General features: G+C 43.9%; 11 protein-coding genes and 2 pseudogenes. 1 reads left to right on the forward strand and 12 read right to left on the reverse strand.

Going from position 1 to position 12,098, the window contains the following annotated elements; all coding sequences use genetic code 11:
- The 4 genes and pseudogenes from AOQ70_RS19610 to AOQ70_RS18875 form a co-directional block, all read right to left on the reverse strand.
- Positions 1 to 172, reverse strand: a pseudogene (locus tag AOQ70_RS19610) (UDP-N-acetylglucosamine 1-carboxyvinyltransferase); the annotation flags it as partial.
- A gap of 247 nt (positions 173 to 419) precedes the next feature.
- The gene (gene fsa / locus AOQ70_RS18865; RefSeq protein ID WP_039182147.1) at positions 420 to 1,058 is read right to left on the reverse strand and encodes a fructose-6-phosphate aldolase; all 639 of its coding nucleotides are present in this window, start codon (positions 1,056 to 1,058) and stop codon (positions 420 to 422) included.
- A 111-nt stretch (positions 1,059 to 1,169) separates the two neighbouring features.
- Positions 1,170 to 2,027 carry a class II fructose-bisphosphate aldolase gene (locus AOQ70_RS18870; RefSeq protein WP_024423748.1) on the reverse strand — a complete coding sequence of 286 codons (858 nt, stop codon included), beginning with the start codon at positions 2,025 to 2,027 and terminating at the stop codon, positions 1,170 to 1,172.
- A 178-nt stretch (positions 2,028 to 2,205) separates the two neighbouring features.
- Complete coding sequence (locus tag AOQ70_RS18875) at positions 2,206 to 2,580, reverse strand: response regulator (protein WP_003214681.1); 375 nt, start codon at positions 2,578 to 2,580, stop codon at positions 2,206 to 2,208.
- Between the two features lie 180 nt (positions 2,581 to 2,760).
- Between AOQ70_RS18875 and AOQ70_RS18880 the strand changes: the two genes are divergently transcribed.
- Complete coding sequence (locus AOQ70_RS18880) at positions 2,761 to 3,291, forward strand: DUF2529 domain-containing protein (RefSeq protein WP_047202558.1); 531 nt, start codon at positions 2,761 to 2,763, stop codon at positions 3,289 to 3,291.
- 40 nt (positions 3,292 to 3,331) lie between these two features.
- Here the strand turns inward: AOQ70_RS18880 and pyrG are convergent, their stop codons facing one another.
- The 8 genes and pseudogenes from pyrG to AOQ70_RS18920 form a co-directional block, all read right to left on the reverse strand.
- On the reverse strand, positions 3,332 to 4,939 hold the full coding sequence (gene pyrG / locus AOQ70_RS18885; RefSeq protein ID WP_039182151.1) for a glutamine hydrolyzing CTP synthase: 1,608 nt from the start codon (positions 4,937 to 4,939) through the stop codon (positions 3,332 to 3,334).
- Positions 4,940 to 5,178: 239 nt separating this feature from the next.
- A complete protein-coding gene (gene rpoE / locus AOQ70_RS18890; RefSeq protein ID WP_058838549.1) occupies positions 5,179 to 5,718 on the reverse strand; it encodes a DNA-directed RNA polymerase subunit delta in 540 nt (179 codons plus the stop codon).
- A gap of 247 nt (positions 5,719 to 5,965) precedes the next feature.
- The gene (locus tag AOQ70_RS18895) at positions 5,966 to 6,163 is read right to left on the reverse strand and encodes a hypothetical protein (protein WP_082700883.1); all 198 of its coding nucleotides are present in this window, start codon (positions 6,161 to 6,163) and stop codon (positions 5,966 to 5,968) included.
- A 137-nt stretch (positions 6,164 to 6,300) separates the two neighbouring features.
- Positions 6,301 to 7,443, reverse strand: a complete 1,143-nt coding sequence (locus AOQ70_RS18900) for an acyl-CoA dehydrogenase (RefSeq protein ID WP_058838547.1) — start codon at positions 7,441 to 7,443, stop codon at positions 6,301 to 6,303.
- Positions 7,444 to 7,459: 16 nt separating this feature from the next.
- Positions 7,460 to 8,572 (reverse strand): acyl-CoA dehydrogenase family protein, encoded by a 1,113-nt coding sequence (locus AOQ70_RS18905; protein WP_059377992.1) that lies wholly within the window; start codon positions 8,570 to 8,572, stop codon positions 7,460 to 7,462.
- An 11-nt stretch (positions 8,573 to 8,583) separates the two neighbouring features.
- Positions 8,584 to 9,447, reverse strand: a complete 864-nt coding sequence (locus AOQ70_RS18910; protein WP_059377996.1) for a 3-hydroxybutyryl-CoA dehydrogenase — start codon at positions 9,445 to 9,447, stop codon at positions 8,584 to 8,586.
- Positions 9,447 to 10,640, reverse strand: coding sequence for an acetyl-CoA C-acetyltransferase (locus AOQ70_RS18915; RefSeq protein ID WP_059377998.1), 1,194 nt, complete (start codon positions 10,638 to 10,640; stop codon positions 9,447 to 9,449). The genes AOQ70_RS18910 and AOQ70_RS18915 overlap by 1 nt, the downstream gene beginning before the upstream one ends.
- 103 nt (positions 10,641 to 10,743) lie before the next feature.
- Positions 10,744 to 12,072 (reverse strand): annotated as a pseudogene (locus tag AOQ70_RS18920) ((Fe-S)-binding protein); the annotation flags it as partial.
- Between the last annotated feature and the right edge of the window lie 26 nt (positions 12,073 to 12,098).

The following is a 12,098-nucleotide window of genomic DNA, read 5'->3' on the forward strand; positions in this document are numbered from 1 at the left end:
CTAACAGATCTCGCAATGTGTCGATATCTGATATATGCGGAAGGCCTTCAATGGTTACTGGAGAATCAGCGAGAATCGTGGCAGGAATCAGTGCCACAGCACTATTTTTCGCACCACTAATATGTACGGTCCCGCGCAAGGGATCACCGCCGGCAATGTTTAACTTTTCCATATTTGTCTCCCTTCTTAAAGAAGATCACTGTTGGAGTTATACTGTTTGTGGATGTCGCGCTTTAAAAGGTCTTGTCCAAAATTTAGCCAATATCAAGAGAAAGAATACAGGTTAAACGAAATTTGTCGGAAGAAAAATAATCGAAGCTTTGCGAGGCTGTGATGTTCTCTTCTTTGCACAAAACATTTCTTAGCGTTTATAAGGAAAACTGCGGCAAACGAGAGACGACCCCGCCTGCCACAATCATTTATTTATTCCAGTCTGCTAAAAATTGCTCAATGCCTGCATCCGTTAATGGGTGTTTCGTCAGCTGCTTGATGACTTTCAGCGGCATTGTGCCGATATGAGCACCTCTAAGCGCAGCTTCTGTCACATGCTGCGGGTGACGAATGGATGCAGCAATGATTTGTGTATCTAATCCATGAACATCAAAAATAGTTTTCACTTCGCTGATGAGATCAAGACCATTTTGGCCAATATCATCTAGGCGGCCAAGGAATGGAGAAACATACGTCGCACCAGCTCTAGCTGCAAGAAGTGCCTGGTTTGCACTAAAAATCAATGTGACGTTTGTTTTAATTCCAAGGTCCGTTAATGCTTTAACAGCTTTAAGGCCATCTGTAGTCATTGGAATTTTGACCGTGATATTTGGTGCGATAGCAGCAAGCTCTTTTCCTTCTTCAATCATTTCCTCTGCTTTTAGGGAAATCACTTCTGCACTGACAGAGCCTGATACCACGTCAGTGATTTCGCGAAGGCGGTCGTGGAATGATACGTTCTTTTCTTTCGCTACTAAACTAGGGTTTGTTGTGACGCCTGCTAAAATGCCAAGCTCGTGCGCCTCTTTGATGTCTTCAATATTCGCTGTATCTACGAAAAATAACATAACTGTGCCACTCTCCTATCAATAAATTGTCTGAAATGTAAATTTGATTGCGCTTTCTCGAGATATGGAGAAAACCGCCTGTGACTCAGGCGGCTTTCGGTTCTCATCAAATTATGCTTGGTTAGAAGAACCAAATTCGCGCATTTTGCCGATAACAGTCGCTTTAATTGCGTCACGAGCTGGTCCAAGATATTTACGTGGATCATACTCTTCTGTTTTTGCAGCAAGTGTTTCGCGTACTGCTTTCGCAGAAGCAATTTGGTTTTCAGTGTTTACATTGATTTTTGCTGTACCAAGTGAAATTGCACGCTTGATGTCAGCAGTTGGGATACCTGTTCCGCCGTGAAGAACAAGTGGAAGACCAGTTGTTTTACCGATTTCTTCCATTTCAGCGAAACCAAGGTTTGGTTCACCTTTGTATGGACCATGTACTGAACCTAATGCAGGTGCAAGGCAGTCAATACCAGTGCGTTCTACAAGCTCTTGGCACTCTTTTGGATCAGCATAAATAACGCCCTCAGCGATGACGTCATCTTCTTGCCCACCAACAGTTCCAAGTTCAGCTTCAACAGACACACCATGGAAATGTGCAAGTTCAACAACTTTCGCAGTTGTTTCCACATTCTCATCAAATGGGTGGTGAGAAGCATCGATCATGACAGAAGTAAATCCTGCATGAATCGCTTTTGCACATGATTCAAAGCTTGAACCGTGATCTAAATGAATCGCAACAGGAACTGTTACATTATATTCTTCGATTAACGCTTTAACCATTGCGACAACTGTTTTGAAGCCGCCCATGTAGCGTCCTGCTCCTTCAGATACTCCTAAGATAACAGGAGATTTCTCTTCTTCAGCAGCTTGTAAAATCGCTTGCGTGAATTCTAAGTTATTTAAGTTAAACTGTCCAACAGCGTAACCTTTTTCCTTTGCGTCTTTCAACATTTCTGTCATTGAAACTAAAGGCATGATGAAAAATCCTCCCTATGTAGCTAATTTGCTTGCTAAAAAAAGCTCTCCACCCTAGCATGACCAGAATTTCTCGCCATATGTAAACTTTCAAAGTCAGATCGCTTTCTTCTTCCTTTATAGGATACCAATTATTCGACAAATCGGCAACAGAATGACTCGATTCAATCATTTCCATCTAGCCATTTGTTTCAAGCGGCAAGTATTCTTTGACAGCATCTCGGATTTCATCAATATCAAACGGCTTAGCGAAGTGCGTCAATGCACCTAGTTCTTTGGATTCTTGGATCATATCTAATTCGCCATAGGCTGTCATAATGATGACACGGATATCTTCATCAATTAATTTCATCCGTTTTAAAATTTCGATACCATCCATCCCGGGGATTTTCATATCAAGCAGGACAAGGTTCGGTCTATGGTTTTTCACAATATCTAATGCTTGTAGTCCATTGGCAGCTTGGAAGGTTTGATAGCCTTCTTTATGAAACACTTCATTCAATAATATTCTAATACCGTACTGATCATCGACAATTAAAATTTTCTCATTCATCTGTTACACCCCATTGCTTTCATTTTTCGCCATAAAAAGAGCTGTTGTTAAATAATTCTGTTTGATTTTCACATTTCCTTTAATTATAATAGTTTACTTTACGACATTTTCTGAGCATTTTTCCTAATATTCTCTTTATATTCTATTATAAAATGATCTGACCGAAGGAGGAAATGAGTCTTGTTAAAAATTTTTACGACCCAGTTATCAGGTATTTTTTCACGTATTGGAGAAAAGCAGGCTGAAGCGATTGAGGACGGTGCACGCCTTCTTGCACAGGCTGTTGTCAGTGGACATGCCGTTTATTTTCACGGAAAGAATGAACTGGCTGCTGTCGCCCTAGAGGCATCTGAAAGCAAGGAGCCGTTTCCCGGTGCGAAAGTGCTGCCGCTCGATCAAAAGGAGCGCAGCTTACTTCAACCTAGTGACAGGGTGCTGCTATTTTATTCAGACCCAGAAGATCAGGAAATTCAATCTCTTGTTAAAGAGCTGCACGAACAAGGTACACCCGTTGTTGGTGTAGGGCCGGCACAAAAGGAGCCGTCCACGATTGAAGAGCATTGTGATGTCCACATTGATTTTCAGCTCAAGAAACCGCTTGTGCCCGCTGAAGATGGGACAAGGTTTGGTTTTCCTGCTTTAATGACCTGCTTATACGTCTACCACGCCCTATCGTTTACTGTGAAGGAGATCGTGGAGGAATATGAATAAAAAAACTGCCGAGAAGTGATATTCTCGGCAGTTTTTTGTTTTATTTTGATTCAGATGCTTGTAGTGAAGCACCAACGAAATCTCTAAATAATGGCTGTGGTCTTGTCGGTCTTGAAACGAATTCTGGGTGGAACTGAGAAGCAAGAAACCAAGGGTGATCCTTGAGCTCGATGATTTCAACAAGACGTCCGTCTGGGCTTGTACCAGAGAAGACGAAGCCTGCTGCTTCCATTTGCTGTCTGTATTCGTTATTAAATTCGTAACGATGACGGTGGCGTTCGTAGACCACTTCGTCATTGTATGCAGCAAATGCTTTTGAGTCTTCATTTAATTTACAAGGATATAGACCGAGACGAAGTGTTCCGCCTAGATCATCTACATCCTTCTGTTCTGGAAGAAGGTCAATGATTGGGAATGCTGTTTCAGGATCAATTTCCGCTGAATGAGCTCCTTCAAGGCCTAATACGTTTCTTGCGTATTCGATAGATGCCACTTGCATTCCTAAGCAGATTCCGAAGAATGGCACTTTGTTTTCACGGGCAAATTGTGTAGCAATGATTTTCCCTTCTACTCCGCGGTCTCCGAAGCCTCCAGGAACAATGATGCCGTCAACATCTTGTACGAAATCAGCGATATTCTCTGCTGTCACTTCTTCTGCATTGATCCATTTAATTTGAACATCTGCATCAAACGCATAACCAGCATGACGAAGTGATTCAACGACAGAAATATAAGCATCTTGCAGCTCAACATATTTCCCTACAAGACCAATTGTGACTTGTTTTGAAAGGTTTTGCACTTTATCAACAAGTGCTGTCCACTCTGTCATGTCCGCATCTTGGCAGTCAAGTTTCATATGTTCACATACTAGCTTGTCCAGCCCTTGTTTTTGTAAATCAAGCGGAATAGAGTAAAGCGTGTCTGCATCCTGACATTCGATAACAGCTTTTGTATCAATATCACAAAACAGTGCAATTTTGTCCTTCATATCTTGTGCCAATGGCATTTCCGTTCTGACCACGATGACATTTGGCTGAATACCAAGACTGCGAAGTTCTTTTACACTATGCTGTGTTGGTTTTGTTTTCAATTCACCCGCTGCACGGATGTAAGGAACGAGGGTACAATGAATGTACATCACGTTTTCGCGGCCGATGTCACTCTTCATTTGACGAATGGCTTCAAGGAATGGAAGGGATTCGATATCTCCTACTGTTCCGCCGATTTCTGTAATAACCACATCTGCACCCGTTTCTTTTCCGGCACGGTACACGCGGTCTTTGATTTCATTTGTAATGTGGGGAATGACCTGTACTGTTCCACCTAAGTAGTCACCGCGGCGCTCTTTCTTCAGAACAGTAGAGTAGATTTTACCAGTTGTGACGTTGCTGTACTTATTTAAGTTAATATCAATGAAACGCTCGTAGTGACCTAAGTCAAGGTCTGTTTCAGCCCCATCATCTGTGACAAAAACCTCACCGTGCTGGTATGGACTCATTGTCCCTGGGTCTACGTTGATGTATGGATCGAATTTTTGAATGGTGACATCCATCCCTCTATTTTTCAGAAGGCGGCCTAACGAAGCAGCCGTGATTCCTTTTCCAAGTGAGGAAACAACTCCTCCTGTTACAAAAATATACTTTGTCATTTCGTATGCTCCTCTCTTTTTTACCCTTGCATGTCTACGCATGCACAGCTTCATCCTTTTTAGAGTGTATCCCTAAATCTCTTGAAAAATAAGAAAGCTCCCTTTCAAATAAATGAAAGGGAGCGTAAATGAACGTATCTTTACGTACTCTTTTTTAGAGAGCCCAAAATACATACTACATAGTTCGCTCAGGAAAGTCAAGACGGTTTTGTCCTGTTTTGAGGACCGGTTTGAGAGGGTTATTTCTCTTCCTCTTCATCGTCTAAATCGTCTTCATCAATCTCCGTTAAGCCGTCATCATCTTCATCATCATCTTCGTCGAAGTCTTCAAGATCTTCATCGATTTCTTCATCATCGTCTAGGTCGAGATCATCGTCGTCTTCAACAAGATCAAGGTCTTCTTCAAGCTCGTCGATTTCTTCTTCCTCTTCGATTTCATCGAAGTCGTCTTCAACGACAGCTGCTTTTGTTTTTTTCTTTTTCGCTTTTGTTTTCACAGCTGGCTGAACTTCTTCTTCGATTTGATCAACTGGATACCAGCTGCGAAGTCCCCATCTCTGATCACCTAACGAAATAAAGCGGCCATCTATATTTAAGTCTGTATAAAATTGAGCAAGTCGATCATCTAGATCGGATTTTTGTATTCCTTGCAAACGGACGATTTCATCTATTAACTCGGAAAACGTAATTGGTGTTTTGCTGTCTCTGAAAATTTCATAAGCAAGTTCAACTAAAGACATTTGTTTGAGCTGTTCCTGTGAGTATTCTTTCAAACTCAAGGTCAGACACTCCCTTTCTATTACATGTATGTATCCATTTATCAGTGAAATAATAAGTATTTATACCTTATTCTTACGACAAACCATACCTCTCATTATAAACAAATTAGGGGAGTTTATGCCACCTTTATTGTTGTTAATTTTTGATTTTTATCACGAGTAGCGCCAAGAGGTCCATCATCTGTATGAAAATGGACCGGTTCTTGTATACGGCATACTTTTTGTCTTTCAGTTGATCACGTCTATTTTAAAACTGGATATTCTGAATGGATGAGAGAACGAGAAAAATCGTGAATAACATTCCCGCTGACATGAGTACGATTAGTTTTCTGCGGCTGTTGTTTTTTTCTTCCTTCTTTTTTGTAGACTTTGTAAGCTCTGCGGAAACCATAATCCAGATAACCATTGTGACGATTGCTGTAATGCCCATAAATGTTGAGTTCAATATCACACCCCCATATTATTCCTATTTTTAACATAATACCACATGCTTATGGATTATGATTGGAAATTACATTACATACTAACTGCATGGCCCACCAAAACAGACCACCTCACATTCAGGTGGTCTTTGCTTCGTTTCTACATATCTAGCAGTTTCCTTGAGATGACCAGACGCTGGATTTCCTGTGTTCCTTCATAAATTTGAGTGATTTTCGCATCACGCATGTATCGTTCGACTGGGTAATCCTTTGTGTAGCCGTACCCGCCGAAGATTTGAACCGCTTCTGTTGTCACCTTCATCGCTGTATCACCGGCAAAGAGCTTGGACATGGCTGATTCCTTTCCATACGGGAGGCCTTTCGTTTCGAGCCATGCCGCCTGGTAAGTAAGCAGCCTTGATGCTTCAATCGCGGTGGCCATATCAGCCAGCTTAAAGGCGATCCCTTGCTGCTGAATAATCGGTTTGCCAAATTGTTTACGCTCCTTGGCATAATCAACCGCCGCATCAAGAGCGCCTTGAGCAATCCCAACTGCCTGTGCAGCAATGCCGTTTCTGCCGCCATCGAGCGTCATCATGGCTATTTTGAATCCTTCTCCTTCTTGACCGAGCCGGTTCCTTTCATGGATTCGGCAATCTTCAAATCGAATTTCAGTTGTTGGCGATGAGCGTATGCCCAGTTTGCTTTCCTTTTTGCCAACGGAAAAACCAGGTGTCTCTTTTTCTACAATAAAAGCAGTTGTATTTCGAGATGAAGCTCCTTGGTCTGTTACGGCAAACACAATATAATAATCTGCAATGCCTCCATTTGTAATAAAGATTTTCGCCCCGTTCAGAACATATTCACTGCCTGCCTTGACAGCCGTTGTCTTCATTCCGCCAGCATCTGAGCCTGAACCACTCTCTGTGAGCGCATATGCTCCTATCTTCTGCCCTTCTGCAAGCGGCTTTAAATAGGTCTCTTTTTGTTCATCTGTTCCGAATGTATAGATTGGCCATGAAGCAAGAGAGGTATGGGCAGACAGGGTGACGCCTGTAGAGGCGCATACTCTTGAAAGCTCCTCAACTGCTATAACGTAGGCTAAATAGTCACTGCCGATTCCGCCCACGTCTTCCGGCCAAGGGATACCCGTTAAACCGAGTTCCGCCATTTTGCGAAAAATAGATGGATCATATGTCTCTGTTTCGTCTCGCTCTGCTGCTGTTGGCTCCACTTCATTTTTCGCAAAGTCTCTCACCATTTTTTGAATCATTTCATGTTCGTCACTTAATTGGAACTGCATCGTGAGCCACCTCGTTTCATATTAGCTGTTTACAGATGACCAGCCTTTGAATTTCACTTGTTCCTTCATAGATTTCACAAATTTTTGCATCACGAAAGTAACGTTCTGCTTGATAGCGATTCGTATAACCATCCATGCCTAGCAAATGGATCACTTCTGTACTGATCTCCACCGCCGTTTTTGACGCAAATAGCTTTGCCATTGATGCTTCCTTTGTGACGGGACGATTGGCCTCTTTGAAAGAAGCAGCTTGATAGACGAGCAGTTTGGCCGCCTCAAGCTTCGTCGCCAAATCGCCCAGTCGAATGGTCGTTTCAAGACCTGCTGGATGTCGCTTTAAATAGCTAACTGCCTCGGTTAAAGCAGCTTCTCCAATGCCAAGGCTTTGAGCCGCAATTCCGATTCTTCCTGCATTTAAGCTAGACATGGCAATTTGAAAGCCTTCTCCTTCTGCACCAAGCAGCTGATGCTTTGGAATCCGCACGCCATCAAAATGAAGCGTGACTGTTTTTGAACCGTGCAGTCCCATCTTTTTCTCATCTTTTCCAATCGTCAATCCCGGCGTATCTTTCTCTACAATGAAGGCCGATATATTTTTTCTCGCAGAAGCCGGATCGGTCACCGCAAAGACAAGATATAGCTCTGCTTCTCCGCCGCTTGTGATAAAGATTTTCGTTCCATTTAATACATAATCGCCGCCCATCCGCTCTGCTCTTAATTGAATACTGGAGGCATCTGATCCAGCCTTTGGTTCAGTCAGACAAAAGGCGCCTAACTTCTCTCCTGATGCAAGCAGCGGGACATAGGATTCTTTTTGTTCCTTCGTTCCAAAAGTCAAAATAGGCATCGTCACAACAGATGTATGAACGGACACAATGACACCGATGGTCGCACTCACTTTCGATAATTCATGGATTGCGATGATATACGTTGTAAAATCTGCTCCTAAGCCTTGATACGAAGCTGGTATTGGAATCCCTAGATAGCCTTGCCTTCCCATTTCACTTAAAAGGGTTTTTGGAAACCGGCCTTGTTCCATGGCTTCTACTTCAGGGAATATACGCTGGCGTGCAAATTCTGCTGTCTGTTCTCTCCAGAGACGCTGTTTATCCGTAAGCATAACATCCATCTTGACTCCCCCTATGAGTGGTCGTGGTATGTGTAAAAACCTCTCTTTGTCTTTTTGCCAAGCCAGCCTGCATTCACGTATTTTTTTAAAAGAGGACAAGGTCGATATTTGCTGTCTCCAAGTCCCTCGTGAAGGGTATTCATAATAAATAAACATGTATCCAATCCGATGAAATCAGCTAGACGAAGCGGCCCCATTGGGTGATTCATCCCAAGTGTCATCACGCCATCAATGCTTTCTGCATCTGCCACGCCTTCATATAGGGTGTAAATGGCTTCATTGATCATTGGCATCAATATGCGATTTGAGACGAACCCTGGGAAGTCTTCCACTTCAATTGGGGTTTTGTTTAATGTCTTCGCTGTTTCATAAACAAATTGATATGTGTCATCACTCGTTTGCAGCGCGCGAATGACTTCAACGAGTTTCATGACAGGAACGGGATTCATAAAATGCATGCCAATCACTTTCTCCGGTCTGCTCGTCACAGCTGCTAATTCTGTGATCGACAAGGAAGACGTGTTTGTCGCAAATATGGCCTCCGCCTCTGCAAATTGATCAAGTGTTTCAAAGATTTGTTTTTTCACACTCATTTGTTCAGAAGCAGCTTCAATCACTAAATGAGCCTGCTGAACGTCTTTTAAATCTGTGGATACGGCAAGCCGCTGCGTGATATCTCGGACGGCCTGATGTGCCAGTTTTCCTTTTTCTGCCCGCTTCGTCAGTTGTTTGGTCATGGAGGAAATCGCTCGATGAATCTGCTTTTCTGATACATCATGGAGCAGGACTGTATAGCCTGACTGTGCAAACACTTGAGCAATGCCTGATCCCATTTGACCGGCTCCAACGACCAAAACGGTCTCTTCTATACTCATTAAAAAACGCCCCCCTTTTCATCTACCTTTATCATGATCGCATCTCCTTGACCGCCTCCACTGCAAATCGCTGCAATGCCAATGCCACCGCCTCTTTGTCTTAATGCATGAATCAATGTCAATATGATACGTGTTCCGCTTGCCCCAATCGGATGACCGAGTGCGACAGCCCCTCCATTGATATTCATTTTCCGCCGGTCGATCCCGGTCATTTTTTCACATGCCAGAGCCACAGCTGAAAAGGCCTCATTGATTTCAAACAATTCGATATCCTCTAGGCGCTTTCCTGTTTTCTTTAAAAGCTTCTCGATGGCAAGGGCTGGTGTTTTCGGGAAATCCTTCGCCTCTACAGCAACCTGAGTATGACCGAGAATGACTGCCATTGGCTTTACACCATGCCGTGCAGCATACGTGTCTTTCATTAGAAGAAGTGCACTTGCACCATCATTGACACCTGGTGCATTTCCAGCGGTGATGGTACCCTTCTGATCAAAAACAGGCATGAGCTTTGACAGCCGTTCATATGAGGTATCACGCCGCGGAGATTCATCTTCTGTGATAAGCCTTTCTCCCGTTTTTGTTTTGACGGTGACGGGGGTGATTTCATATTGAAAAAAGCCACTTTTTTGCGCTTCGATGGCCCGTTCATGACTTCTGAGTGCCCACAGATCCTGCTCTTCCCGCGTGATGCCAAGCTCCTTTGCAGCCATACTTCCATACTCACCCATATGAACGCCTGTAAACGAACAGGTTAAGCCATCTAAAATCATCGCATCTTGTACTGCACCATCTCCCATTTTGTAGCCCCATCGCGCTTTTTTTAGCAGATAAGGAGCGTGAGACATGGATTCCATACCGCCCGCCGCGATGACCTCAGCATCACCGGCTCGCATGATTTGATCTGCTGTGGTCACACTGCGCATGCCTGATGCACAGACTTTATTGATGGTTTGTGTTGGAACAGACCAAGGAAGATCAGCATATCTTGCTGCTTGCCTTGAAGGAATCTGCCCTTGCCCTCCTTGTAAAACACTTCCCATAATGACCTCATCTATTTCATGAGAACCCGAAACTCTTTCCAGTGCAGCCTTGATCGCTATACCGCCTAGTTCTGCGGCACTCAAACCACTGAGAGCACCGCCTAGTTTTCCAAATGGTGTTCTTGCACCAGATACAATGACCGTCGTACTCATGTATGCCCCTCCCCATTTGTTAACGCTTACATATCATTTAGACAGCTAATGAAACAGCGCCATGGATAAGCCGATGAACATCCTATTCATCGGCCTGTCATCTTTACGACACCTGTTTTCCAGGCTCGCCAAACACTGATTTTTCAAGAAGTTCGGCGACATCAAATGTGCCTACCTGCTCCTCTACTTCCTTCGCCTTCGTCCCATCTCCCAGCATCGTTAAGCAATAAGGACACCCTGAGCTGATGATGGACGGCTGGACCTGTAGCGCCTGCTCCGTTCGTGCAGTGTTAATCCGGGTACCCGTCTCCTCTTCCATCCACATTAAGCCCCCGCCTGCTCCGCAGCACATACCAGTTTCACGGTTGCGCTCCATTTCTTTCAGCGTCACACCTGGAATGGCTTTTAAAATGTCTCTTGGCGGGTCGTACACTTCGTTATATCTGCCTAAGTAGCAAGAGTCGTGGAAGGTAATTACCTCGTTCACTTCATGTACAGGCGTTATTTTCCCTTCTTTCACTAACTCTGCCAGTAATTCTGTATGATGGTACACTTCTGCCTCAAGTCCAAAGTCTGGATATTCATTTTTAAATAAATTGTAGGCGTGTGGATCAATCGTGACGATCTTTGTGACGCCGTTTTTCTGGAATTCTTCAATGTTTTTTGCAGCAAGCTCTTGGAATAAAAATTCGTTTCCGAGTCTTCTTGGAGTATCGCCTGAGTTTTTCTCTTTATTGCCTAGGATCGCAAAGGATACCCCCGCTTCATTGAGGAGTTTTGCAAAGGCAAGTGCAATCTTTTGGCTTCGATTGTCATATGCCCCCATTGAACCAACCCAGAATAAATAATCAAAGGTTTGCTCTGCTTTTTTCAGCTCTTTCACTGTCGGCACATGCACATCTTCTCTCAGTTCACGCCAATTTTCTCTTTCTTTCCGGTTCAATCCCCACGGGTTCCCTTGGCGCTCAATGCTTGTCATGGCACGCTGTGCATCTGCGTCCATTTTTCCTTCGGTCAGCACAAGATATCTGCGCATATCAATAATCTTATCAACGTGTTCATTCATGACAGGGCATTGGTCTTCACAGTTTCGGCATGTCGTACATGCCCAGATCTCCTCTTCTGTAATGACCTCTCCAATAAGAGAAGGATGATATATAGAGCTGGCAGCCGACTCTTCCGCACCTGCTCCTCTCGCCTGCAGTGCCAGCTGGTTTCCTGTTGTCTGCTTGAAGGCTAGATGCGGGACCCAAGGTGTTTTCGAGGTAATGGCGGCCCCTTTATTGGTTAAATGATCTCTTAACCTTAAAATCAAATCCATCGGAGACAGCATCTTCCCTGTCCCTGTTGCCGGGCACATATTCGTGCAGCGCCCGCATTCCACACAGGCGTAAAGATCAATCAGCTGAGACTGACGGAAGTCTTCAATTTTTCACACCGAAGCTCTTGTGTCTCATC

Source organism: Bacillus sp. AM 13(2015), assembly GCF_001518755.1.
GTDB classification, from domain to species: Bacteria; Bacillota; Bacilli; order Bacillales; family Bacillaceae; genus Bacillus; species Bacillus safensis.

Bases quoted from the DNA above. Each gene is read 5' to 3' on its own strand.
- pyrG (WP_039182151.1), bottom strand. From the start codon at position 4,939: ATGACAAAGTATATTTTTGTAACAGGAGGAGTTGTTTCCTCACTTGGA.
- AOQ70_RS18910 (WP_059377996.1), bottom strand. From the start codon at position 9,447: ATGAGTATAGAAGAGACCGTTTTGGTCGTTGGAGCCGGTCAAATGGGA.
- AOQ70_RS18915 (WP_059377998.1), bottom strand. From the start codon at position 10,640: ATGAGTACGACGGTCATTGTATCTGGTGCAAGAACACCATTTGGAAAA.
- fsa (WP_039182147.1), bottom strand. From the start codon at position 1,058: ATGTTATTTTTCGTAGATACAGCGAATATTGAAGACATCAAAGAGGCG.
- AOQ70_RS18900 (WP_058838547.1), bottom strand. From the start codon at position 7,443: ATGCAGTTCCAATTAAGTGACGAACATGAAATGATTCAAAAAATGGTG.
- AOQ70_RS18870 (WP_024423748.1), bottom strand. From the start codon at position 2,027: ATGCCTTTAGTTTCAATGACAGAAATGTTGAAAGACGCAAAGGAAAAA.
- AOQ70_RS18905 (WP_059377992.1), bottom strand. From the start codon at position 8,572: ATGGATGTTATGCTTACGGATAAACAGCGTCTCTGGAGAGAACAGACA.
- AOQ70_RS18875 (WP_003214681.1), bottom strand. From the start codon at position 2,580: ATGAATGAGAAAATTTTAATTGTCGATGATCAGTACGGTATTAGAATA.